The 25,610-nt window shown below is 53.4% G+C and carries 16 protein-coding genes, 4 tRNA genes and 3 rRNA genes; 2 read left to right on the top strand and 21 right to left on the bottom strand.

All coding sequences use genetic code 11. The annotated features are described in order from the left end of the window. Positions 1–12: 12 nt before the first annotated feature. The 21 genes from rpsG to tyrS form a co-directional block, all read right to left on the bottom strand. Positions 13–483, bottom strand: coding sequence for a 30S ribosomal protein S7 (gene rpsG / locus N7D90_RS02450; RefSeq protein ID WP_019824369.1), 471 nt, complete (start codon positions 481–483; stop codon positions 13–15). 123 nt (positions 484–606) lie between these two features. Then, positions 607–978 carry a 30S ribosomal protein S12 gene (gene rpsL, locus N7D90_RS02445; protein WP_002555494.1) on the bottom strand — a complete coding sequence of 124 codons (372 nt, stop codon included), beginning with the start codon at positions 976–978 and terminating at the stop codon, positions 607–609. A gap of 216 nt (positions 979–1,194) precedes the next feature. Continuing rightward, complete coding sequence (gene rpoC, locus N7D90_RS02440) at positions 1,195–5,394, bottom strand: DNA-directed RNA polymerase subunit beta' (RefSeq protein ID WP_261740737.1); 4,200 nt, start codon at positions 5,392–5,394, stop codon at positions 1,195–1,197. A 64-nt stretch (positions 5,395–5,458) separates the two neighbouring features. Beyond that, positions 5,459–9,532 (bottom strand): DNA-directed RNA polymerase subunit beta, encoded by a 4,074-nt coding sequence (gene rpoB, locus N7D90_RS02435; protein WP_261740736.1) that lies wholly within the window; start codon positions 9,530–9,532, stop codon positions 5,459–5,461. A 219-nt stretch (positions 9,533–9,751) separates the two neighbouring features. Next, positions 9,752–10,117 (bottom strand): 50S ribosomal protein L7/L12, encoded by a 366-nt coding sequence (gene rplL, locus N7D90_RS02430; protein ID WP_060696753.1) that lies wholly within the window; start codon positions 10,115–10,117, stop codon positions 9,752–9,754. Positions 10,118–10,197: 80 nt separating this feature from the next. Next, positions 10,198–10,698 (bottom strand): 50S ribosomal protein L10, encoded by a 501-nt coding sequence (gene rplJ, locus N7D90_RS02425; RefSeq protein ID WP_003444392.1) that lies wholly within the window; start codon positions 10,696–10,698, stop codon positions 10,198–10,200. Between the two features lie 195 nt (positions 10,699–10,893). Beyond that, a complete protein-coding gene (rplA, locus tag N7D90_RS02420; protein WP_261740735.1) occupies positions 10,894–11,589 on the bottom strand; it encodes a 50S ribosomal protein L1 in 696 nt (231 codons plus the stop codon). Next, positions 11,589–12,020 (bottom strand): 50S ribosomal protein L11, encoded by a 432-nt coding sequence (rplK, locus tag N7D90_RS02415; RefSeq protein WP_008008888.1) that lies wholly within the window; start codon positions 12,018–12,020, stop codon positions 11,589–11,591. Before rplK ends, rplA begins: the two co-directional genes overlap by 1 nt. Before the next feature lie 116 nt (positions 12,021–12,136). Further along, complete coding sequence (nusG, locus tag N7D90_RS02410) at positions 12,137–12,670, bottom strand: transcription termination/antitermination protein NusG (RefSeq protein ID WP_003444397.1); 534 nt, start codon at positions 12,668–12,670, stop codon at positions 12,137–12,139. A 9-nt stretch (positions 12,671–12,679) separates the two neighbouring features. Further along, on the bottom strand, positions 12,680–13,048 hold the full coding sequence (gene secE, locus N7D90_RS02405) for a preprotein translocase subunit SecE (RefSeq protein WP_016779165.1): 369 nt from the start codon (positions 13,046–13,048) through the stop codon (positions 12,680–12,682). A 45-nt stretch (positions 13,049–13,093) separates the two neighbouring features. Beyond that, positions 13,094–13,169, bottom strand: a tRNA-Trp gene (locus N7D90_RS02400). A 242-nt stretch (positions 13,170–13,411) separates the two neighbouring features. Further along, positions 13,412–13,487 (bottom strand) — tRNA-Thr (locus N7D90_RS02395). A gap of 26 nt (positions 13,488–13,513) precedes the next feature. Then, positions 13,514–13,587, bottom strand: a tRNA-Gly gene (locus tag N7D90_RS02390). 25 nt (positions 13,588–13,612) lie between these two features. Next, positions 13,613–13,697 (bottom strand) — tRNA-Tyr (locus N7D90_RS02385). Positions 13,698–13,807: 110 nt separating this feature from the next. Continuing rightward, the gene (locus N7D90_RS02380) at positions 13,808–14,284 is read right to left on the bottom strand and encodes a hypothetical protein (protein WP_261740734.1); all 477 of its coding nucleotides are present in this window, start codon (positions 14,282–14,284) and stop codon (positions 13,808–13,810) included. Positions 14,285–14,291: 7 nt separating this feature from the next. Beyond that, complete coding sequence (locus tag N7D90_RS02375) at positions 14,292–15,035, bottom strand: pantothenate kinase (protein WP_261740733.1); 744 nt, start codon at positions 15,033–15,035, stop codon at positions 14,292–14,294. Then, a complete protein-coding gene (birA, locus tag N7D90_RS02370; RefSeq protein WP_261740732.1) occupies positions 15,025–15,972 on the bottom strand; it encodes a bifunctional biotin--[acetyl-CoA-carboxylase] ligase/biotin operon repressor BirA in 948 nt (315 codons plus the stop codon). The genes N7D90_RS02375 and birA overlap by 11 nt, the downstream gene beginning before the upstream one ends. A gap of 196 nt (positions 15,973–16,168) precedes the next feature. Further along, positions 16,169–16,284, bottom strand: a 5S ribosomal RNA gene (rrf, locus tag N7D90_RS02365). Between the two features lie 161 nt (positions 16,285–16,445). Beyond that, positions 16,446–19,337, bottom strand: a 23S ribosomal RNA gene (locus N7D90_RS02360). Positions 19,338–19,664: 327 nt separating this feature from the next. Continuing rightward, positions 19,665–21,201: ribosomal RNA gene (locus N7D90_RS02355) — 16S ribosomal RNA — on the bottom strand. Together the 16S, 23S and 5S rRNA genes form the textbook arrangement of a ribosomal RNA operon. A gap of 479 nt (positions 21,202–21,680) precedes the next feature. Beyond that, positions 21,681–22,880, bottom strand: a complete 1,200-nt coding sequence (gene tyrS / locus N7D90_RS02350; RefSeq protein ID WP_261740731.1) for a tyrosine--tRNA ligase — start codon at positions 22,878–22,880, stop codon at positions 21,681–21,683. Between the two features lie 213 nt (positions 22,881–23,093). On the opposite strand from tyrS, the gene N7D90_RS02345 reads away from it, so the two are divergent. Continuing rightward, positions 23,094–24,497, top strand: coding sequence for a peptidoglycan DD-metalloendopeptidase family protein (locus N7D90_RS02345; protein ID WP_261740730.1), 1,404 nt, complete (start codon positions 23,094–23,096; stop codon positions 24,495–24,497). A 3-nt stretch (positions 24,498–24,500) separates the two neighbouring features. After that, positions 24,501–25,592, top strand: coding sequence for an anhydro-N-acetylmuramic acid kinase (locus N7D90_RS02340; protein WP_261740729.1), 1,092 nt, complete (start codon positions 24,501–24,503; stop codon positions 25,590–25,592). Positions 25,593–25,610: the final 18 nt, after the last annotated feature.

Genomic DNA, 25,610 nt, shown 5'->3' with positions numbered 1-25,610 from the left:
GTGAAGCTGAAATTAGAAGCGGTAGTGCGAGAAAGCTTTGTTAGCTTCGGCCATACGGTGCACGTCTTCACGCTTCTTAACAGCAGCACCTTTACCTTCGGCAGCGTCCAACAGTTCGCCAGCCAAACGCAGAGCCATAGACTTCTCGCCGCGCTTGCGGGCGAAGTCTACCAACCAGCGCATTGCCAGGGCGTTACGACGGGACGGGCGAACTTCGACCGGAACCTGGTAAGTAGCACCGCCTACACGGCGCGACTTCACTTCGACCAGCGGAGCGATGGCGTCGAGAGCTTTCTCGAAGATTTCCAGGGGATCGCTGTTCTTGCGTTCTTTAACCTTTTCCAGCGCGCCATAAACGATACGCTCGGCAACGGCTTTTTTGCCGCTTTCCATCACGTGGTTCATGAACTTGGCCAGGATTTGGCTTCCGTATTTTGGATCGTCAAGCACATCGCGCTTGGCTGCTACGCGTCTTCTTGGCATGGATAAGCCCTCAAACGGTCTTCAGGTTAGCTCGGAACCATTACACCCAGTGGATGCACGTCCGACCTTACTCTTATCGACTCAGAAAAAAAGAAATCTGCATTGTTTACCAGCAACCGAATACTACTTCGGCTTTTTGGTACCGTACTTCGAACGACCTTGGTTACGACCTTTAACGCCGGAAGTATCCAAAGAGCCGCGAACGGTGTGATAACGAACACCTGGCAAGTCTTTTACACGACCGCCACGAATCAGTACCACGCTGTGTTCTTGCAGGTTGTGACCTTCACCACCGATGTACGAGGAAACCTCGAAACCGTTGGTCAGGCGCACACGACATACTTTACGCAGTGCCGAGTTAGGTTTTTTCGGCGTAGTTGTATACACACGGGTGCATACGCCACGACGTTGCGGGCAGTTTTGCAGCGCAGGTACGTCGGATTTCTCGACGATACGCTTACGCGGCTGACGTACCAGCTGGTTGATAGTTGCCATCTACTAGCTCCACTGTTGTCTTGCGACGCTATTGTCTTGCAAGAAAAGCAAAATGGCAGGAACGAATTCCCGCCAAATTTAGGGGTACAAGAGTCTAAAGAGGATCTTGCCCCCAGTCAAGGCAAGGCCCCGACACTTCCACTCATCAAACCCAGACAAAATGTCTCAATTCGATGAATGGAACTGCCGGGGCCCACCCTTCATTTACCGCAGAACTCAGTTACCGCTCGAGTTCAGCGCTTCGGTCAGTGCAGCTTCCACTTCACTGGCGCTTACGCGCAACGGCTTGTCAGCCTCACGGCGGCGCTTACGCTCGCTGTGGTATGCCAAACCGGTACCTGCCGGGATCAAACGACCCACGACAACGTTTTCTTTCAGGCCGCGCAGGTAATCGCGCTTGCCGGTTACCGCAGCTTCGGTCAGTACGCGGGTGGTCTCTTGGAAAGAGGCCGCGGAGATGAACGATTCAGTCGACAACGACGCCTTGGTGATACCCAGCAGAACGCGAGTGAACTTGGATACGAATTTATCTTCGCCACCCAAACGTTCGTTCTCGGTCAACACATGGGTCAACTCCATCTGGTCGCCCTTGATGAAGGTGGAATCGCCAGACTCGGCAATCTCAACTTTACGCAGCATCTGACGCAGAATGGTCTCGATGTGCTTATCGTTGATTTTTACGCCTTGCAGACGGTAAACATCCTGGATCTCGTTAACGATGTACTTGGCCAGCGCGCTGACACCCAGCAGACGCAGGATATCGTGCGGATCGCTTGGACCGTCGGAGATAACTTCGCCGCGGTTCACTTGCTCGCCTTCGAAGACGTTCAGGTGACGCCACTTTGGAATCAGCTCTTCGTACGGATCAGTACCGTCGTTCGGGGTAATAACCAGACGGCGCTTGCCTTTGGTTTCTTTACCGAACGCGATGGTGCCGCTGACTTCAGCCAAAATCGAGGCTTCTTTCGGACGACGTGCTTCGAACAAGTCAGCAACCCGTGGCAAACCACCGGTGATGTCTCGAGTTTTCGAAGTTTCTTGTGGAATACGAGCGATAACATCACCGATCGCGATTTCCGCACCATCCGCTACACCAACCAAGGCGTTAGCAGGCAGGAAGTACTGAGCTGGTACGTCGGTACCTGGCAGCAGCAGATCCTTGCCATCTACACCCACCATCTTCACGGCTGGACGGATGTCCTTGCCGGCAGCTGGACGGTCTTTGGCATCAAGCACTTCAATGTTGGTCATACCGGTCAATTCGTCAGTCTGACGCTTGATCGTGATGCCTTCTTCCATGCCCACGTAGGTCACGGTACCTTTCATTTCGGTAACGATTGGGTGAGTGTGCGGATCCCACTTGGCTACGATCGAGCCAGCGTCAACCTTGTCACCTTCTTTAACCGAAATCACGGCGCCGTACGGCAGCTTGTAACGCTCACGCTCACGACCGAAGTCATCAGCGATGGCCAGCTCACCGGAACGCGATACAGCTACCAGGCAACCATCCACTCGTTCAACGTGCTTCAGGTTGTGCAGACGGACAGTACCGCCATTCTTCACCTGAACGCTGTCAGCAGCAGAGGTCCGGCTTGCCGCACCACCGATGTGGAACGTACGCATTGTCAGCTGTGTACCCGGCTCACCGATCGACTGAGCAGCGATTACGCCGACAGCTTCACCGATGTTCACCTGGTGACCACGAGCCAAGTCACGACCGTAGCACTTGGCGCAGATACCGAAGCGTGTTTCGCAGCTGATAGGCGAGCGCACGATAACTTCGTCGATGCTGTTCAGCTCGATGAATTCAACCCACTTCTCGTCTACCAGGGTGCCAGCAGGAACGATGATGTCATCGGTACCCGGCTTGAACACATCACGGGCGATTACTCGACCCAGTACGCGCTCACCCAACGGCTCAACAACGTCGCCGCCTTCAATGTGCGGAGTCATCAGCAGACCGTGTTCGGTCCCGCAGTCGACTTCGGTCACAACCAGATCCTGCGCAACGTCTACCAGACGACGCGTCAAGTAACCGGAGTTAGCAGTTTTCAAGGCGGTATCCGCCAGACCCTTACGAGCACCGTGAGTAGAGATGAAGTACTGAAGTACGCTCAAACCTTCACGGAAGTTCGCAGTAATCGGCGTTTCGATGATGGAGCCATCTGGCTTGGCCATCAGACCACGCATACCGGCCAGCTGACGGATCTGCGCAGCAGAACCCCGCGCGCCGGAGTCGGCCATCATGTACATCGAGTTGAACGACTCTTGCTCAACCTCAACGCCGTGACGGTCAATAACCTTCTCTTTCGAGAGGTTCGACATCATTGCCTTGGATACTTCGTCGTTAGCTTTCGACCAAAGGTCGATTACTTTGTTGTACTTCTCGCCCTGGGTTACCAGGCCGGAGGCGTACTGGCTTTCGATCTCTTTCACTTCATCGGTAGCAGCCGCGATGATGCTGGCTTTTTCATCAGGGATAACGAAGTCGTTAACACCGATGGAAACGCCGGAAATGGTCGAATAAGCAAAACCGGTGTACATCAACTGGTCAGCGAAGATCACGGTCTCTTTCAAACCAACCACGCGGTAGCACTGGTTGATCAGCTTGGAGATCGCTTTTTTCTTCATCGGCAGGTTGACGACGTCGTACGACAGACCTTTTGGCACAACCTGGAACAACAGCGCACGACCGACAGTGGTGTCGACGATACGGGTGTTGCTCACGCTGCCGCCATCACGGTCATTGACGGTTTCGCTGATGCGAACTTTAACCTTGGCATGCAGTGCGGCTTCGCCAGCACGGAATACACGGTCAACTTCTTGCAAGTCAGCGAATACACGACCTTCGCCCTTGGCGTTGATCGCTTCACGGGTCATGTAGTACAGACCCAATACAACGTCCTGCGACGGAACGATGATTGGCTCACCGTTGGCTGGCGACAGAATGTTGTTGGTCGACATCATCAACGCACGCGCTTCCAACTGGGCTTCCAGTGTCAACGGTACGTGCACGGCCATTTGGTCGCCGTCGAAGTCGGCGTTGTACGCAGCACAGACCAGAGGGTGCAGCTGGATAGCCTTACCTTCGATCAGTACCGGTTCAAACGCCTGGATACCCAGACGGTGAAGGGTCGGTGCACGGTTGAGGAGGACCGGGTGTTCGCGGATAACTTCAGCGAGAACGTCCCAAACTTCCGGCAGCTCGCGCTCAACCATCTTCTTGGCCGCTTTGATGGTGGTAGCGAGACCACGCATTTCCAGCTTGCCAAAAATGAACGGCTTGAACAGCTCGAGAGCCATTTTCTTCGGCAGACCGCACTGGTGCAGACGCAGGGTCGGACCTACGGTAATTACCGAACGACCCGAGTAGTCAACACGCTTACCGAGCAAGTTCTGACGGAAACGACCTTGCTTACCCTTGATCATGTCAGCCAAGGATTTCAGAGGGCGCTTGTTCGAACCGGTAATAGCGCGACCACGACGGCCGTTGTCGAGCAGTGCGTCGACCGCTTCTTGCAACATACGCTTTTCGTTGCGCACGATGATGTCCGGAGCGGACAGATCAAGCAGGCGCTTCAAGCGGTTGTTACGGTTGATCACTCGACGATACAGATCGTTGAGGTCGGAAGTCGCGAAACGACCACCATCCAACGGAACCAAAGGACGCAGATCCGGCGGCAGAACCGGCAGAACGGTCAGAACCATCCACTCAGGAAGGTTGCCGGAACCCAGGAAGGCTTCCATCAACTTCAAGCGCTTGGACAGTTTCTTGATTTTGGTTTCGGAGTTGGTTTGCGGAATCTCTTCGCGCAGACGGCCAATCTCGTGTTCCAGGTCGATAGCGTGCAGCAGTTCACGGACAGCTTCGGCACCCATACGGGCATCGAAATCGTCGCCGAACTCTTCCAGCGCTTCGAAATACTGCTCATCGTTCAGCAGCTGACCTTTTTCCAGAGTGGTCATGCCTGGATCGATAACGACATAGCTCTCGAAGTAGAGAACGCGTTCGATATCACGCAGGGTCATGTCCATCAGCAAACCGATACGGGACGGCAGCGATTTCAGGAACCAGATGTGTGCAACTGGCGAAGCCAGCTCGATGTGAGCCATGCGCTCGCGACGGACCTTGGCCAGTGCGACTTCAACGCCACACTTCTCACAGATCACACCACGGTGCTTCAAGCGCTTGTACTTACCGCACAGGCACTCGTAATCCTTTACCGGGCCAAAGATCTTGGCGCAGAACAGGCCGTCACGCTCAGGTTTGAACGTACGGTAGTTGATGGTTTCCGGCTTTTTAACTTCACCGAACGACCACGAACGGATCATCTCAGGCGATGCCAATCCAATACGGATGGCGTCGAACTCTTCGACTTGACCCTGGTTTTTCAGCAAATTCAGTAGGTCTTTCAAGGCCTTTCCTCCTGGCGGAGCAGAGAGCGGGCTAAACAGCCCCGCTCTCGATTCGCGTCACGTGTTATTCGGTTTCCAGATCGATATCGATGCCGAGGGAACGAATTTCTTTGATCAACACGTTGAAGGACTCGGGCATGCCCGGCTCCATACGGTGATCGCCGTCCACGATGTTTTTGTACATCTTGGTACGACCGTTCACATCGTCCGACTTCACTGTGAGCATTTCTTGCAGAGTGTATGCCGCGCCGTAGGCTTCCAGCGCCCAGACCTCCATCTCCCCGAAACGCTGACCACCGAACTGTGCCTTACCACCCAGCGGCTGCTGGGTAACCAGGCTGTAAGAACCGGTAGAACGAGCGTGCATCTTGTCGTCTACCAAGTGGTTCAGCTTCAGCATGTACATGTAGCCAACGGTAACCGGACGCTCGAACTTGTTGCCGGTACGGCCGTCAGTCAGTTCCATCTGGCCGCTGTCCGGCAGATCTGCCAAGCGCAGCATTGCCTTGATTTCGCTTTCTTTGGCGCCGTCGAACACCGGAGTAGCCATCGGCACACCGCCGCGAAGGTTCTTCGCCAGATCAAGAATTTCCTGATCGGAGAAGTCGTCCAGGCTTTCTTGACGACCGCCAATTTCGTTGTAGATCTCATGCAGGAACTTACGCAGGTCAGCGACCTTACGTTGCTCTTCAATCATGAGGTTGATCTTCTCGCCCAAACCTTTGGCTGCGAGGCCCAGGTGAGTTTCGAGAATCTGACCAACGTTCATACGCGAAGGTACGCCCAACGGGTTGAGGACCACATCAACCGGGGTGCCATTGGCATCGTACGGCATGTCTTCAACCGGCATGATCACGGAGACCACACCTTTGTTACCGTGACGACCAGCCATCTTGTCACCCGGCTGGATGCGACGACGGATTGCCAGGTAAACCTTGACGATTTTCAGCACGCCTGGAGCCAGGTCATCGCCCTGCTGCAGTTTGCGCTTCTTGTCTTCGAACTTGTCGTCCAGCAGACGACGGCGATCGATGATGTAAGCCTGAGCCTTTTCAAGCTGCTCGTTCAGAGCATCTTCAGCCATGCGCAGTTTGAACCACTGACCATGCTCAAGACCGTCCAGGATTTCATTAGTGATTTCCTGACCTTTCTTCAGACCAGCTCCACCTTCGGCGATACGGCCAACCAGTGCAGAGCGCAGACGTTCGAAAGTGGCGCCTTCAACGATACGGAACTCTTCGTTCAGATCCTTGCGGATCTCGTCCAGCTGGGTCTTCTCGATCGACAGGGCACGAGCATCACGCTCTACGCCGTCACGAGTGAAGACCTGCACGTCGATAACAGTACCTTTGGTACCGGTAGGTACACGCAGGGAAGTGTCTTTAACGTCGCTGGCTTTTTCACCGAAGATTGCACGCAACAGCTTCTCTTCTGGCGTCAGTTGAGTCTCGCCTTTCGGAGTGACCTTACCAACCAGAATGTCGCCAGCGCCAACTTCAGCACCTACATAAACGATACCGGCTTCGTCCAGTTTGTTCAGTGCAGCTTCACCCACGTTAGGGATGTCTGCAGTGATCTCTTCAGGCCCAAGCTTGGTGTCACGTGCCACACAGGTCAGTTCCTGAATGTGGATCGTGGTAAAGCGATCTTCTTGAACAACTCGTTCCGACAAGCAGATGGAGTCTTCGAAGTTGTAACCGTTCCAGGCCATGAACGCGATGCGCATGTTCTGACCCAAAGCCAGTTCACCCATATCGGTGGACGGGCCATCAGCCATGATGTCGCTGCGCTGAACACGATCACCCTTGCGAACCAGCGGACGCTGGTTAATGCAGGTGTTCTGGTTGGAGCGGGTGTACTTGGTCAGGTTGTAGATGTCGACACCGGCTTCGCCAGTTTCAACTTCGTCATCAGCAACACGAACCACAATACGGCTGGCATCAACAGAGTCGATCACGCCGCCACGACGAGCTACGACGCAAACGCCGGAGTCACGAGCTACGTTACGCTCCATGCCAGTACCAACCAGCGGCTTGTCAGCACGCAGAGTAGGTACAGCTTGACGCTGCATGTTGGAACCCATCAACGCACGGTTGGCGTCATCGTGTTCCAGGAACGGGATCAGCGACGCTGCAACCGAAACAACCTGCTTCGGCGAAACGTCCATCAAGGTGACGTCTTCCGGCGCCTTGACGGTGAATTCGTTCAAGTGACGAACAGCTACCAATTCGTCGATCAGCACTTTCTTGTCGTTCATCGTGGCCGAAGCCTGAGCGATCACGTGATCAGCTTCTTCGATGGCAGACAGGAAAACGATCTCGTCGGTAACCAGTGCGTCTTTCACTACACGGTACGGGCTCTCGAGGAAGCCGTACTGGTTGGTGCGCGCATAGGCTGCCAAGGAGTTGATCAGACCAATGTTCGGACCTTCCGGCGTCTCAATCGGGCAAACACGGCCGTAGTGAGTCGGGTGTACGTCACGAACTTCGAAGCCTGCACGCTCACGCGTCAGACCGCCCGGGCCCAGTGCAGAAACACGGCGCTTGTGGGTGATCTCGGACAACGGGTTGTTCTGGTCCATGAACTGAGACAGCTGGCTCGAACCGAAGAACTCTTTCACCGCTGCAGCCACTGGCTTGGCGTTGATCAAGTCTTGCGGCATCAGGCCTTCGCTTTCAGCCATCGACAGACGCTCTTTGACCGCACGCTCAACACGTACCAGGCCAACGCGGAACTGGTTCTCGGCCATTTCGCCTACACAGCGAACACGACGGTTACCCAAGTGGTCGATGTCATCGACGATGCCTTTACCGTTACGGATGTCGACCAGAGTCTTCAGTACGGCAACGATGTCTTCTTTGCACAACACGCCCGAACCTTCGATCTCGGTACGACCGATACGACGGTTGAACTTCATCCGGCCGACCGCAGACAGGTCATAGCGCTCAGGGCTGAAGAACAGGTTGTTGAACAGAGTCTCGGCAGCGTCTTTGGTTGGCGGCTCGCCTGGACGCATCATGCGATAGATTTCGACCAGCGCTTCCAATTGGTTGCTGGTGGAGTCGATCTTCAGAGTGTCGGAAACGAACGGACCGCAGTCGATATCGTTGGTGTACAACGTTTCGATGCGAACAACCTGACCCTTGGCAATTTTTGCCAGGATTTCAGTGGTCAGCTCGGTGTTGCACTCAGCAATGATTTCGCCGGTAGCCGGATGCACGATAGCCTTGGCCGTTGTGCGACCCAGGACATAGTCCAGAGGCATAACGAGCTCTTTGATACCGGCTTTTTCCAGCTGGTTGATGTGGCGAGCAGTAATACGACGACCCTGCTCAACAATCACCTTGCCTTTGTCATCGACGATATCGATGGCCGCGATTTCACCGCGCAGACGATGCGGAACCAGCTCCAGGCTGATGCTCTCACCCTGAACGTGGAACACGTTGGTGGTGTAGAACGCGTCCAGCACTTGCTCAGTGGTATAACCCAGCGCACGCAGCAGTACCGATGCAGGCAGCTTGCGACGACGGTCAATACGCACGAACACGCAGTCTTTCGGATCGAACTCGAAGTCCAACCACGAACCGCGGTAAGGAATGATACGCGCAGAATAAAGCAGCTTACCGGAGCTGTGCGTCTTGCCGCGGTCGTGGTCAAAGAACACGCCCGGGGAACGGTGCAGCTGGGAAACAATTACACGCTCGGTACCGTTGATTACGAAGGTACCGTTTTCAGTCATCAGGGGGATTTCACCCATGTAGACTTCTTGCTCTTTGATGTCCTTGATCGCTTTGTTCGACGATTCTTTGTCGAAAATGATCAGACGAACTTTTACCCGCAAAGGTACGGCGTACGTTACGCCACGCAACACGCATTCTTTGACATCAAACGCCGGCTCGCCCAAGCGATAACCGACGTACTCCAGCGCAGCATTGCCGGAGTAGCTGATGATCGGGAAAACGGATTTGAAGGCCGCATGCAGGCCCACGTCGCGGAACTGATCTTTAGTCGCTCCCGCCTGCAAGAATTCACGATACGAATCCAGCTGGATTGCCAAGAGATACGGCACATCCATGACGTCCGGCAACTTGCTAAAGTCCTTGCGGATACGTTTTTTCTCAGTATATGAGTAAGCCATCAGCGTTCCCCAGCTTGGTCACCTGCTTGTTTGGCCCCTCCCGACGGGAGCAGCCAGAAAATCGTGCAAACCCCTTGGTTTGCTCCACCGCACAGGGTGGTTACAGCACGTTAGAGGCGCCGACCTAGTCGGCTGCCAATAACGGAAAAAGGCCGGTGGCAAGAGCCACCAGCCATCAGCCTCGGCTTAACGCCCGGGCTGGAGACGCAAGGTCGATGCTTACTTCAGCTCGACTTTAGCGCCTGCTTCTTCCAAGGTAGCCTTGGCTTTGTCAGCTGCGTCTTTCGCAACAGCTTCCAGAACAACGCTAGGAGCGCTGTCTACAACTGCCTTGGCTTCTTTCAAGCCCAGACCAGTCAGCTCGCGAACTGCCTTGATCACGTTAACTTTCTTCTCGCCAGCTTCCAGCAGCATGACGTTGAATTCAGTTTGCTCTTCAACAACAGCAGCGGCAGCAGCAGGACCAGCAGAAGCAGCAGCAGCGGAAACGCCGAATGCTTCTTCCATTGCCTTGATCAGCTCAACGATTTCCAGAACGGATTTCGAACCGATTGCGTCGATGATTTCTTGAGTAGTCAGAGACATGACTATAAATTCCTGTATTGGGGTGACAGCCTAGGCGGCTATCGAAATAAACAATAAACGCTGAAAGGAGTCGCTCAGCCTTAGGCTGCAGCAGCTTCTTTCTGGTCGCGAAGGGCCGCCAGAGTACGAGCCAATTTGCTGGTTGCGCCTTGAATCACGCTCATCAGCTGAGAAATTGCTTCGTCACGGGTCGGCAGACTTGCCAGTACGTCGATCTGATTAGCTGCGAGGAACTTGCCCTCGAACGCAGCTGCCTTGATCTCGAACTTATCCTGACCTTTAGCGAACTCTTTGAACAAACGGGCAGCAGCGCCTGGATGTTCGTTGGAGAATGCGATCAAGGTCGGGCCTGTGAACACGTCGTTGAGAACACTGTATTCAGTGTCAGCAACAGCGCGCTTGAGCAGGGTGTTACGTACAACACGTACGTAAACGCCAGCTTCACGAGCCTCTTTACGGAGTCCGGTCATAGCGCCTACTGTCACACCGCGGGCATCAGCCACAACAGCGGACAGGGCAACTTTGGCAGCCTCGTTGACTTCAGCGACGATGGCCTTCTTGTCTTCGAGTTTAATTGCCACGGGTTTAACTCCTGCTTGTTACCGTTTCATCTGGCCGAAGCCGGATGTCGTTTTGGTGTCTGATTCGGTAAGGAACCGGGAGCACCATCTGCGTAGGCTTAAGGTTTAAGGCTTGCGCCGCCTACGGTCTTGGATAGCCCCCGCCAGGCAGGGACCCCAATCTTTCATTGACGCGTTAAAACGCGCCAATTTGTCTTACGCGTCCAAAGAACCTTGGTCGATGACCAAGCCTGGGCCCATAGTGGTGCTCAGGGTAACGCGCTTAACATAAATACCTTTCGAAGAAGCTGGCTTGATACGCTTCAAATCAGCGATCAGGGCTTCAACGTTTTCCTTCAGCTTGACGGCGTCGAAACCGACCTTGCCAACGGAAGTGTGGATGATACCGTTTTTGTCAGTGCGATAACGAACCTGACCAGCCTTCGCGTTCTTAACAGCGGTGGCTACGTCTGGAGTTACAGTACCAACCTTAGGGTTAGGCATCAGACCACGTGGGCCGAGGATCTGACCCAACTGACCTACAACACGCATTGCGTCCGGGGAGGCAATAACTACGTCATAGTTCAGGTCGCCGCCTTTCATTTCGGCAGCCAGGTCGTCCATACCAACGCGATCAGCACCGGCAGCCAAAGCAGCTTCAGCAGCTGGACCCTGAGTGAACACAGCAACACGTACAGTCTTGCCAGTGCCGTGTGGCAGCACAGTAGCGCTACGAACAACCTGGTCAGATTTACGTGGGTCTACGCCCAGGTTAACGGCGATGTCAAAAGACTCGCTGAATTTTACAGTCGACAGCTCAGCCAGCAAAGCAGCAGCGTCTACAAAGTTGTAAGACTTGCCAGCTTCAATTTTACCGGCGATTGCCTTTTGACGCTTAGTCAGCTTAGCCATTACACACCCTCCACGTTAAGGCCCATGCTACGAGCAGAACCGGCGATAGTACGCACGGCTGCTTCCATATCAGCTGCAGTCAGATCCGCGTTTTTGGTTTTCGCGATTTCTTCCAGCTGAGCACGAGTTACTGTGCCAACCTTAACGGTGTTTGGACGAGCGGAACCGCTAGTCAGACCAGCAGCCTTCTTCAGCAGAACCGAAGCAGGGGTCGACTTGGTTTCGAACGTGAAGCTACGGTCGCTGTATACAGTGATGATCACTGGAGTCGGCAGGCCTGGCTCAATACCCTGAGTACGGGCGTTGAAAGCTTTGCAGAATTCCATGATGTTCACGCCGTGCTGACCCAGAGCCGGGCCTACGGGTGGACTTGGGTTGGCCTGAGCGGCCTTCACTTGCAGCTTGATGTAAGCGGTAATCTTCTTAGCCATGAGGCACTCCAATTACGGGTTCAAGCGCCTAAAGAGGCTCCCCGGTTACTTGCGCGTTTATCCCAGTGACGACAAAACCCCACAGCCTAGGCCATGGGGTTGGGATGCGTGTTTAACTAGACCTTCTCGACCTGGCTAAACTCTAGCTCTACCGGAGTAGAGCGACCGAAAATGAGCACCGCCACTTGAATGCGGCTCTTTTCGTAGTTAACTTCTTCGACTGTACCGTTAAAATCAGCAAACGGACCGTCGGTAACACGGACAACTTCGCCCGGTTCGAATAGTGTTTTTGGCTTGGGCTTGTCGCTACCATCAGCAACACGACGCAGAATTGCTTCTGCCTCTTTATCAGTGATCGGAGCCGGTTTGTCGGCAGTCCCACCAATGAAGCCCATTACGCGCGGAGTGTCCTTGACCAAGTGCCAAGTACCTTCGCTCATATCCATCTGAACCAGCACATAACCAGGGAAGAACTTGCGCTCGCTTTTGCGTTTCTGGCCATTACGCATTTCAACCACTTCTTCAGTGGGAACCAGAATTTCGCCGAAGCCTTCTTCCATGCCTGCCAGCTTAATACGCTCAATCAAAGAGCGCATAACATGCTTTTCGTAACCCGAATAAGCATGCACTACGTACCAACGCTTAGCCACGGGACACCCTTAGCCAACAATCAAGGAAACGAGCCAACCGAGCAGGGAATCTAAACCCCACAACAGCAACGCCATAACAAGAACAACAGCCACCACGATCAACGTGGTCTGCGTAGTTTCTTGGCGAGTTGGCCATACGACTTTACGAATCTCAGTACGAGCTTCCTTTACCAGGACAGCGAACGACTTGCCTTTTGCCGTCTGCAAGCCTACATAGGCAGCAACAGCAGCAATCACAAGAAGTGCAATGACACGATACAGGATCGGCGAACCAGAATAATACTGATTCCCAACAACGCCAACCACCACAAGAGCAACCACTACAAGCCACTTGAGGAGATCGAAGCGAGAGCCTTGAACTTCAGCCTTGGGAGTCATCTAAGAGGATCCTGTGAAAAGAAAGCCAGACGCAATGAGCGAATCTGGCAGGTCAGGAGGGAATCGAACCCCCAACCTACGGTTTTGGAGACCGTCGCTCTGCCAATTGAGCTACTGACCTAAAACATTATCGAGCCGCCGATTATGCCGACACGAGAGAGACTTTTCAACAACCTATGCAATTACTTTTGCAATCAACCCTATCAAAGCAGAAAATTGCAGCGAGTAGCAGAATGCGAGCTACCTGCACCGTAACAACCAACCAGGGCAGCAACACCCAAAACAGGTATCACCAGCAAACACCCAGACAGGTTATGCACCTGTTAAAACAAAGGCAGATATTTTCATATCTGCCTTGTTATATGGAGCTCTTGAGCGGATTTGAACCGCTGACCTCACCCTTACCAAGGGTGTGCTCTACCAACTGAGCTACAAGAGCAAAACACATCGCACAAACAGCGAGACTGGAGCGGGTGGCGGGAATCGAACCCGCATCATTAGCTTGGAAGGCTAAGGTTCTACCACTAAACTACACCCGCAAATCTTGCTGTTCTTGCTTAAATATGGTGGAGGGAGAAGGATTCGAACCTTCGAAGTCGTAGACGTCAGATTTACAGTCTGATCCCTTTGGCCGCTCGGGAACCCCTCCAGAGCTAGGCAGAATTCTATATCATTCTAGCCTTATGTCAACCACTTTCTTCAATTAAATCAGGAAGTTAGCAACTTGACTCGCTTCACACCTAGTAGCCTGTTTGGCGTTCACTGTGGAGCGGGCGCCATTCTATGCAAACTATCGGGTACCTGCAAGCCCTCACAGCGCATTTTTTTGTAATTTAACCCATTGAATTCATTGGCAAGGTTACGCAGAGCCGTTTCAGTCACCGCCGCGCTGCTTTGCGACGTGATTTTGAGTACATATCCCACCAAATCATTACGCTCAGCTTCAGCCGGCAGGGACTGCATACCCATATCAGAAAGCCTGCGCTGCACTCTTCGCAAGAGATCCTCACCGGATATACCACTCAGATAGAAGCACTCCACACCGTCCACATGCGCTCCCTGCACATCACTGCCAGCCACCTGAGGCCGAGCCTCACTGAGCAGCCGTATACCTTGCTGACTCCCCTTATACAAAGACAAGGAAACAACCTCCTTGGCCCTAAGCGGCGCCTCTTGCTGATGCCATACGTAATAAAAAATATTCAGAACAACCAGCAGCAGAAACAGCCAACGCATAGGAACCTCAAGGAAGGGGACAAACTACCGCCAAACCGACAAATACAAGGTCTTGAACCAAACGCGCATCAGGCACCATATCCCTCACCAGGCTTGCATCACCACCCGTGAGAAAAACCTCAAAATCCTGCCCCCAATACTCACGCGCCAACTCCAGTTGAGTCAAAACAAATCCCCTCATCATGAGCAAGCAACCACGCTCTACAGCCTCAACCGTCGTACGGCCCGGGGTGCGCTGGAGCAATGCCTGTTCCGCCGACAAGTTGTCATATCTGATTCGCCGGGTGTGCGTGCGCAACTGGTCGCGCATCAATGGCATTCCTGGGCATATAAAACCACCTAGATGCTGTCCGTCGGATGTAACAAAATCTGCCGTTACCGCCGTACCGAAATCCAGAACCAGACACGCACTTTTCGCCAACTCAAAAGCACCAACCACAGCCAGCCAGCGATCCAGGCCCAGCAGGGCAAACTCCTCATATCCGTTGCGAACCCCGGCAACAGCCTTGGCTGGCTTTGCGCACTCCACCGCAACACCAAACGTTGCGGCAATCGATGCGACTAGACTTGATGTTTCATCATCACTACGCACACTAACCAGCCGGCAATGCGTCAAACACAGTGCAGGAGCAGCCAATATTGCGGCTACCAGCCCCGCATCAGAATCAACAACCCCGCCACTCACGACAACTGCGCCATCGAGAGCACGCCACTTAATAAAGCTATTACCGCAGTCCATCTCAAGAATCATGGCGCAACCTCAGACTAAGCTCGCCGCCACTGAACACTTTCTCCTCACCCTCAACTCTCATACGTAGCGCACCCTGCTGATCAATACCCAAGACTGTACCGTCCACTCGGTGCACTCCAGCAATCAAGGATACTTCACGACCTTGCCACAAATGATTTTGCTCCCACTCCGCCTGTATAGCCGAAAAACCCGAGACTTCATGGCGCTTGAGATACATGAGCAGACTATCGTTTAGCCGCGAAACCAATACATTCCGGTTTACCGCAGCCCCGGACTCCAGAAAAACAGAAGTCCACGCCTGATCAACCTCACTGGCCACTCTCATGTTGACGTTGATGCCTATACCAAGAACCACATGACATACGTCGGCCGGATCTCCGACGAGCTCAAGCAAGATGCCGGCAATTTTCTTATTGCCCACCAGGACATCATTTGGCCACTTGAGACCTACGCCTGAAACACCAACATCCCTGAGCGCATTCAGCACTGCCAGGCCAACCACTAGACTGAGCCCCTCGAGCTGACGCATCCCCCCGTCCATCCGAAGAACCAGGCTGTAGTAAATATTCTCTGCGAAAGGGCTCACCCACTTACGGCCCCGACGACCTCTCCCCGCAGTTTGCCGCTCAGCCAGAACCACAAAGGGCGCAGTTACACCACGGTCAACCGCGCGCAGAGCCTCAGCATTAGTGGAATCTAACGAGTGATGAATTGAGACAGGCCAAGGACTGGCGGCCAATTGATCCTGCTCAAGGAGCTCAAGCGGTGCAGCCAGCTGATAGCCACGACCACGAACCTTATGAATTGATAAATTCAAGTCGGACTCCAGGTGCTGGAGCTGCTTCCATATAGCACTGCGACTAACGCCAAGCGCAGCCCCAAGTGCTTGCCCTGAATGGAATCGACCGTCTCTTAAGAGTTTCAACAACGTCAGCATGCAAGTATCGCCTCACAATGAGGCACGCATAATAGCCATGAGCAGTGCGATTGCATAGAAACCCTGTGGCTCCTTGCAAACCAGAACACGACTAAAGCGAAACCTTGATAATCAGAGCGCAGCGCTAGCCGCAACTTTTCTCGGCCCAAAAACAAACCCCCTGTCTGCGTGAGCAGACAGGGGGTTTGGAATTTAATCTTGACGATGACCTACTCTCACATGGGGAAACCCCACACTACCATCGGCGATGCATCGTTTCACTACTGAGTTCGGGATGGGATCAGGTGGTTCCAATGCTCTATGGTCGTCAAGAAATTCGGTAGCCAGGTCGTTTGCCTTTCGGCTTACGCTCCAGCGAATGGGTATGTAATAGAGTGGTGTTTTGTGAGTCGCAAACTTTCGGTTTGTATCGTCTTCACACACCGCAACTTGCAGGCTCTTGTATTCAAGGGCGCAAATTGCTTGGGTGTTATATGGTCAAGCCTCACGGGCAATTAGTATTGGTTAGCTCAACGCCTCACAGCGCTTACACACCCAACCTATCAACGTCGTAGTCTTCGACGGCCCTTTAGGGAACTCAAGGTTCCAGTGAGATCTCATCTTGAGGCAAGTTTCCCGCTTAGATGCTTTCAGCGGTTATCTTTCCCGAACATAGCTACCCGGCAATGCCACTGGCGTGACAACCGGAACACCAGAGGTTCGTCCACTCCGGTCCTCTCGTACTAGGAGCAGCCCCTCTCAAATCTCAAACGTCCACGGCAGATAGGGACCGAACTGTCTCACGACGTTCTAAACCCAGCTCGCGTACCACTTTAAATGGCGAACAGCCATACCCTTGGGACCGGCTTCAGCCCCAGGATGTGATGAGCCGACATCGAGGTGCCAAACACCGCCGTCGATATGAACTCTTGGGCGGTATCAGCCTGTTATCCCCGGAGTACCTTTTATCCGTTGAGCGATGGCCCTTCCATACAGAACCACCGGATCACTAAGACCTACTTTCGTACCTGCTCGACGTGTCTGTCTCGCAGTCAAGCGCGCTTTTGCCTTTATACTCTACGACCGATTTCCGACCGGTCTGAGCGCACCTTCGTACTCCTCCGTTACTCTTTAGGAGGAGACCGCCCCAGTCAAACTACCCACCATACACTGTCCTCGATCCGGATAACGGACCTGAGTTAGAACCTCAAAGTTGCCAGGGTGGTATTTCAAGGTTGGCTCCATGCAGACTGGCGTCCACACTTCAAAGCCTCCCACCTATCCTACACAAGCAAATTCAAAGTCCAGTGCAAAGCTATAGTAAAGGTTCACGGGGTCTTTCCGTCTAGCCGCGGATACACTGCATCTTCACAGCGATTTCAATTTCACTGAGTCTCGGGTGGAGACAGCGCCGCCATCGTTACGCCATTCGTGCAGGTCGGAACTTACCCGACAAGGAATTTCGCTACCTTAGGACCGTTATAGTTACGGCCGCCGTTTACCGGGGCTTCGATCAAGAGCTTCGCGTTAGCTAACCCCATCAATTAACCTTCCGGCACCGGGCAGGCGTCACACCCTATACGTCCACTTTCGTGTTTGCAGAGTGCTGTGTTTTTAATAAACAGTCGCAGCGGCCTGGTATCTTCGACCGGCGTGGGCTTACGCAGTAAATGCTTCACCCTCACCGGCGCACCTTCTCCCGAAGTTACGGTGCCATTTTGCCTAGTTCCTTCACCCGAGTTCTCTCAAGCGCCTTGGTATTCTCTACCCAACCACCTGTGTCGGTTTGGGGTACGGTTCCTGGTTACCTGAAGCTTAGAAGCTTTTCTTGGAAGCATGGCATCAACCACTTCGTTAACTAAAAGTTAACTCGTCATCAGCTCTCGGCCTTAGAATCCCGGATTTACCTAAGATTCCAGCCTACCACCTTAAACTTGGACAACCAACGCCAAGCTGGCCTAGCCTTCTCCGTCCCTCCATCGCAATAACCAGAAGTACAGGAATATTAACCTGTTTTCCATCGACTACGCTTTTCAGCCTCGCCTTAGGGACCGACTAACCCTGCGTCGATTAACGTTGCGCAGGAAACCTTGGTCTTTCGGCGTGGGTGTTTTTCACACCCATTATCGTTACTCATGTCAGCATTCGCACTTCTGATACCTCCAGCAAGCTTCTCAACTCACCTTCACAGGCTTACAGAACGCTCCTCTACCGCATCACCTAAGTGATACCCGTAGCTTCGGTGTATGGTTTGAGCCCCGTTAAATCTTCCGCGCAGGCCGACTCGACTAGTGAGCTATTACGCTTTCTTTAAAGGGTGGCTGCTTCTAAGCCAACCTCCTAGCTGTCTAAGCCTTCCCACATCGTTTCCCACTTAACCATAACTTTGGGACCTTAGCTGACGGTCTGGGTTGTTTCCCTTTTCACGACGGACGTTAGCACCCGCCGTGTGTCTCCCATGCTCGGCACTTGTAGGTATTCGGAGTTTGCATCGGTTTGGTAAGTCGGGATGACCCCCTAGCCGAAACAGTGCTCTACCCCCTACAGTGATACATGAGGCGCTACCTAAATAGCTTTCGAGGAGAACCAGCTATCTCCGAGCTTGATTAGCCTTTCACTCCGATCCACAGGTCATCCGCTAACTTTTCAACGGTAGTCGGTTCGGTCCTCCAGTTAGTGTTACCCAACCTTCAACCTGCCCATGGATAGATCGCCCGGTTTCGGGTCTATTCCCAGCGACTAGACGCCCTATTAAGACTCGCTTTCGCTACGCCTCCCCTATTCGGTTAAGCTTGCCACTGAAAATAAGTCGCTGACCCATTATACAAAAGGTACGCAGTCACCCAACAAAGTAGGCTCCCACTGCTTGTACGCATACGGTTTCAGGATCTATTTCACTCCCCTCTCCGGGGTTCTTTTCGCCTTTCCCTCACGGTACTAGTTCACTATCGGTCAGTCAGTAGTATTTAGCCTTGGAGGATGGTCCCCCCATATTCAGACAAAGTTTCTCGTGCTCCGTCCTACTCGATTTCACTGCAAAGATGTTTTCGCGTACAGGGCTATCACCCACTATGGCCGCACTTTCCAGAGCGTTCCGCTAACATCAATACAGCTTAAGGGCTGGTCCCCGTTCGCTCGCCACTACTAAGGGAATCTCGGTTGATTTCTTTTCCTCAGGGTACTTAGATGTTTCAGTTCCCCTGGTTCGCTTCTTAAGCCTATGTATTCAGCTTAAGATACCTAACTTATGTTAGGTGGGTTCCCCCATTCAGACATCTCCGGATCAAAGTCTGTTTGCCGACTCCCCGAAGCTTTTCGCAGGCTACCACGTCTTTCATCGCCTCTGACTGCCAAGGCATCCACCGTATGCGCTTCTTCACTTGACCATATAACCCCAAGCAATCTGGTTATACTATGAAGACGACATTCGCCGAAAATTCGCATGTTCAATTAAGAACTTATTCACAAATTTTACCTTAGCCTGAATAAACACCAGTGAAAGTGTTATCCAGTCTAACTTTCTATTACATACCCAAATTTTTAAAGAACGATCTAATCAAAAGATCAGAAATCAACATTCACTCTCTTTCGAGAAAATGTTCATTTCTAAGCTTTACGATAGAGAAGCCGTACAACTTAAGTGGCTTCTACCGTCTTTTACAGTGAATCAAGCAATTCGTGTGGGAACTTATGGAGCAGCTGATGTCGTCGATTAAGGAGGTGATCCAGCCGCAGGTTCCCCTACGGCTACCTTGTTACGACTTCACCCCAGTCATGAATCACACCGTGGTAACCGTCCTCCCGAGGGTTAGACTAGCTACTTCTGGTGCAACCCACTCCCATGGTGTGACGGGCGGTGTGTACAAGGCCCGGGAACGTATTCACCGTGACATTCTGATTCACGATTACTAGCGATTCCGACTTCACGCAGTCGAGTTGCAGACTGCGATCCGGACTACGATCGGTTTTATGGGATTAGCTCCACCTCGCGGCTTGGCAACCCTTTGTACCGACCATTGTAGCACGTGTGTAGCCCAGGCCGTAAGGGCCATGATGACTTGACGTCATCCCCACCTTCCTCCGGTTTGTCACCGGCAGTCTCCTTAGAGTGCCCACCATTACGTGCTGGTAACTAAGGACAAGGGTTGCGCTCGTTACGGGACTTAACCCAACATCTCACGACACGAGCTGACGACAGCCATGCAGCACCTGTCTCAATGTTCCCGAAGGCACCAATCTATCTCTAGAAAGTTCATTGGATGTCAAGGCCTGGTAAGGTTCTTCGCGTTGCTTCGAATTAAACCACATGCTCCACCGCTTGTGCGGGCCCCCGTCAATTCATTTGAGTTTTAACCTTGCGGCCGTACTCCCCAGGCGGTCAACTTAATGCGTTAGCTGCGCCACTAAGAGTTCAAGACTCCCAACGGCTAGTTGACATCGTTTACGGCGTGGACTACCAGGGTATCTAATCCTGTTTGCTCCCCACGCTTTCGCACCTCAGTGTCAGTATCAGTCCAGGTAGTCGCCTTCGCCACTGGTGTTCCTTCCTATATCTACGCATTTCACCGCTACACAGGAAATTCCACTACCCTCTACCATACTCTAGCTTGCCAGTTTTGGATGCAGTTCCCAGGTTGAGCCCGGGGATTTCACATTCAACTTAACAAACCACCTACGCGCGCTTTACGCCCAGTAATTCCGATTAACGCTTGCACCCTCTGTATTACCGCGGCTGCTGGCACAGAGTTAGCCGGTGCTTATTCTGTCGGTAACGTCAAGACAGTCACGTATTAGGTAACTGCCCTTCCTCCCAACTTAAAGTGCTTTACAATCCGAAGACCTTCTTCACACACGCGGCATGGCTGGATCAGGCTTTCGCCCATTGTCCAATATTCCCCACTGCTGCCTCCCGTAGGAGTCTGGACCGTGTCTCAGTTCCAGTGTGACTGATCATCCTCTCAGACCAGTTACGGATCGTAGCCTTGGTGAGCCATTACCTCACCAACTAGCTAATCCGACCTAGGCTCATCTGATAGCGCAAGGCCCGAAGGTCCCCTGCTTTCTCCCGTAGGACGTATGCGGTATTAGCGTCCGTTTCCGAACGTTATCCCCCACTATCAGGCAGATTCCTAGGTATTACTCACCCGTCCGCCGCTCTCAAGAGAAGCAAGCTTCTCTCTACCGCTCGACTTGCATGTGTTAGGCCTGCCGCCAGCGTTCAATCTGAGCCATGATCAAACTCTTCAGTTCAAACATCTTTGGGTTTTTAAGAAACCCTAAACTTGGCTCAGCAATCGTTGGTTACATCTTTGATTTCTCGCGGAGTAACTTGTGATGCTGATAATCTTGTTGACTATCAGTCTGACTCCACAAGCACCCACACGAATTGCTTGATTCAGTTGTTAAAGAGCGGTTGGTTAGCTTTCGCTGAACCGAGGCGCGCATTCTACAGCAGCCTCTGTTGCTGTCAAGCGGTTATTTTAAGATGTTTTCAAAGTTTCCTTTGTAACATCAACCACTTGCGCTTTCGATCTCTCGTTAGCGGGAGGCGAATTCTACAGCGTTACACGCTGCTGTCAACACCTCATTTCCTGCTTCGATGACTTGAAGCTGACACTGCCGAAAACCAATCCAACTCATTGAAACCCAAGGAGTTTTCCGTTTCGACTGCGCCGGAAGTGGGCGCATTATAGGCTAATAAAATGCGCCGTCCAGCACTAACATCCGGTTTATTCAGCTTTTAGCGTGATTCGTGCAAAAGCCTTCTTCCCGGCCTGGCAAACGTGAGTGGAACCCAGTGCATATATATAGGTGCGATCAACCACCTCACCATCTATACGCACACCACCCGAACCAAGCAGATCTCGCGCCACCGCAGAGTTCTTCACCAAGCCCGCCTTATTAAGGACAGCTGCAATAGGCATGTCTTCAGCAGCCGTCAGTTCGATCTCTGGCAGATCTTCTGGCAGCTCGCCATCTTTCATCCGGTTACCGGCACCACGATGAGCATTAGCTGCTGCCTCTTCACCATGGAAACGAGCAACAATTTCTTCAGCCAGCTTGATCTTGATATCGCGCGGATTAGCCCCCGCCTCGACCTCAGCCTTGAAAGCAATGATTTCGTCCATCGAGCGAAAGCTCAACAGCTCGAAGTAACGCCACATCAATACATCAGGAATAGACACCAGCTTGCTGTACATCACCCCCGGCGCTTCCTGGATACCCACATAGTTACCCAGGGACTTGGACATCTTCTTGACACCATCCAACCCTTCAAGCAGAGGCATCGTCACAATGCACTGCGCTTCCTGACCGTAGCCACGCTGCAGCTCACGCCCCATCAGCAAGTTGAACTTCTGATCAGTACCACCCAACTCAACGTCGGCCTTCAATGCGACCGAGTCATACCCTTGCACCAACGGATAAAGAAACTCATGGATAGCGATAGGCTGATTAGTGGTGTAGCGCTTATCAAAGTCATCGCGCTCAAGCATGCGAGCAACGGTGTATTGGGACGTCAGACGAATGAAATCGGCAGGACCCATTTGATCCATCCAGGTGGAGTTGAATGCCACCTCGGTTTTCGCCGGATCAAGGATCTTGAACACCTGAGTCTTATAAGTCTCCGCGTTCGCAAGGACCTGCTCGCGCGTCAACGGTGGACGCGTTGCACTCTTGCCGCTCGGATCACCGATCATCCCGGTGAAGTCACCTATAAGGAAGATCACGTGATGGCCCAGTTCCTGGAACTGGCGCAGCTTATTGATGAGCACGGTATGACCCAAGTGCAGATCGGGCGCCGTCGGGTCGAATCCGGCCTTGATACGCAACGGCTGGCCGCGCTTGAGTTTCTCGACCAATTCAGACTCGACCAGTACCTCTTCGGCACCCCGCTTTATTAGCGCTAGCTGCTCTTCAACCGACTTCATATCAGACCCGTAAGGCTCAAATTCAAAGGGAACCAACGATACAAGATCAGGGACTAATTACAAGTTCTGGCCGGCATACGGCTGATATACGCGCGCGAATAGCTCGCGGACTTGCTTCAAGGGCGATTTGGTTATATTTTATACAGTTATTTCATATTCATTGTGCCAGTCATCTTTTCCAATTCATCCTTTATCTCAAAGTCAAAATCATCTATGACCAGTCAACCGCCTAAAGCGCCACCGCTTTATCCGAAGACCCACCTGCTTGCAGCAAGTGGTATCGCCGCTCTCTTAAGCTTGGCCTTGCTGGTATTTCCTTCCAGCGAAGTAGAAGCCAAAAGAACGACTCTGAATCTGGAGTTGGAAACCCCTGCTGAACAACTGACACAAGATCAAGACGCTTCAGAGCTCGTCCAAGCCACAAATGAAGCGAGCCCACCACCATTTGCCCAGATTGAACAGCAGGACAGCGCCCCTGTAGAAACGGCCAAAATCGAGCCACCAAAGGCTCCCAGCCACCGCGAAGTCATCGTCAGCAAGGGTGATACGCTCTCGACCTTGTTCCAGAAGGTTGGCCTGCCTGCGACCTCCGTACATGAAGTACTGGCCAGCGACAAACAAGCCAAGCAGTTCAGCCAGCTCAAGCACGGCCAGAAGCTCGAATTTGAAATGAGCCCCGACGGCCAGCAGTTGAACAAATTGCACAGCCAGGTCAGCGATCTTGAGACGATCACCCTCAACAGAAGCGCCAAAGGCTATACCTTTCGCCGGGTCACCACCCAACCAACCATGCGTTCGGCGTATGTACACGGCGTTATCAGCAGCTCGCTTTCTGTCTCCGGCCAGCGTGCAGGCCTGCCACACAGCATGACGATGGACATGGCCAAAGTGTTTGGTTACGACATCGACTTCGCTCAGGATATTCGCCCAGGCGACCAATTCGAAGTGGTCTACGAGCAGAAAGTGGTCAACGGCAAAGCTGTTGGCACGGGCAATATCCTCTCGGCTCGCTTCACTAACCGCGGTAAAACCTTTACCGCCGTGCGTTACACCAGCAAGCAGGGCATTACCAATTACTACACCGCTGATGGCAACAGCATGCGCAAGGCATTTATCCGTACACCGGTAGACTTCGCCCGCATCAGCTCGCGCTTCTCCTCGGGCCGCAAGCACCCGATCCTGAACAAGATCCGCGCCCACAAAGGCGTGGATTACGCAGCACCGCGCGGCACACCAATCAAGGCAACCGGTGACGGCAAAGTACTCTTGGCTGGCCGTCGCGGCGGCTATGGCAACACCGTCATCATTCAACACGGCAATACCTATCGCACGCTTTACGGGCACATGCAGGGCTTCGCCAAAGGCGTTAAAACTGGCGGTTCGGTCAAGCAAGGCCAAGTGATTGGCTACATCGGTACAACCGGCCTTTCGACCGGCCCGCACCTGCACTACGAGTTCCAGGTCAATGGCGTACACGTTGATCCATTGGGCCAGAAGCTGCCGATGGCCGACCCGATTGCCAAAGCCGAGCGCACTCGCTTCCTGCAACAAAGCCAGCCATTGATGGCCCGCATGAACCAGGAAAAGGCCACCCTCCTGGCCTCGAGCAAGCGCTAAGTCATGGCCCTCTATATAGGTGTGATGTCCGGAACCAGCCTCGACGGTATGGACATCGCCCTTGTTGAGCTGGGGCCGAGCATCACCTTGCTCGCCACCCATTACACCCCCATGCCAGAAGCCTTGCGAAGTGAGCTGCTTGGCTTGTGCGCGAGCGGCCCGGACGAAGTGGCACGCTGTGCAATCGCAGAGAACCATTGGGTCGAGCTGGCTGCACAGGGGGTTAACGCACTCCTCGCGCAGCAACAACTCTCCCCGACAGATATCCGCGCTATCGGCAGTCATGGCCAGACCATACGCCACGAACCCGCCCGGGGCTTTACCGTACAGATCGGCAATCCGGCTCTGCTGGCCGAACTAACCAGCATCTGTGTCGTAGGTGACTTTCGTCGTCGCGATGTGGCTGCCGGAGGCCAGGGTGCACCCTTGGTTCCCGCTTTCCACGAAGCCTTGTTCACGAATGAAATCGGAAACAGGGCAGTGCTGAACGTAGGCGGATTCAGCAATCTAAGCCTGATAACACCTACTGCTCCTGTTGCAGGATTCGATTGTGGCCCAGGAAATGTCCTGCTGGATGCCTGGATACAAGAGCAGCGCGGCGAACTGTACGACCGCAGCGGTCAGTGGGCCGCCAGCGGCAAGATTGAGCCACTGCTGCTCAACGCCCTGCTCAGCGATCCTTTCTTCCAGACCAAGGGCCCAAAAAGCACAGGGCGTGAGGTTTTCAATCTGGCGTGGCTGAAACAGCACCTGTTCCGCCTGCCAACCTTCCCAGCAGAAGATGTTCAGGCAACCCTGCTGGAGCTCACCGCGCAGACCATCGTGCAGTCACTGCGCGCTGCTCAGCCACATACTGATGAACTGCTGGTATGTGGTGGCGGCGCCCACAATGCGGCGCTGATGGCCCGCCTGGCAGACTTGCTGGCGCCAGCCAAGGTAAGCAGCACCCAAGCCAAGGGCGTTGATCCCGACTGGGTTGAAGCAATGGCCTTTGCATGGCTTGCGCACTGTTGCCTGGAAAGCATCCCCACCAACCGCCCCAGCGTCACGGGCGCACGCGGTTTGCGCGTATTGGGCGCCATCTACCCTGCCTGACAAAGTGCAGACAGCAAA

This window comes from Pseudomonas fragi, from assembly GCF_025426255.1.
In the GTDB taxonomy this organism is placed as follows: Bacteria; Pseudomonadota; Gammaproteobacteria; order Pseudomonadales; family Pseudomonadaceae; genus Aquipseudomonas; species Aquipseudomonas kulmbachensis.
This window is presented reverse-complemented; position numbering and strand designations above follow the sequence as displayed.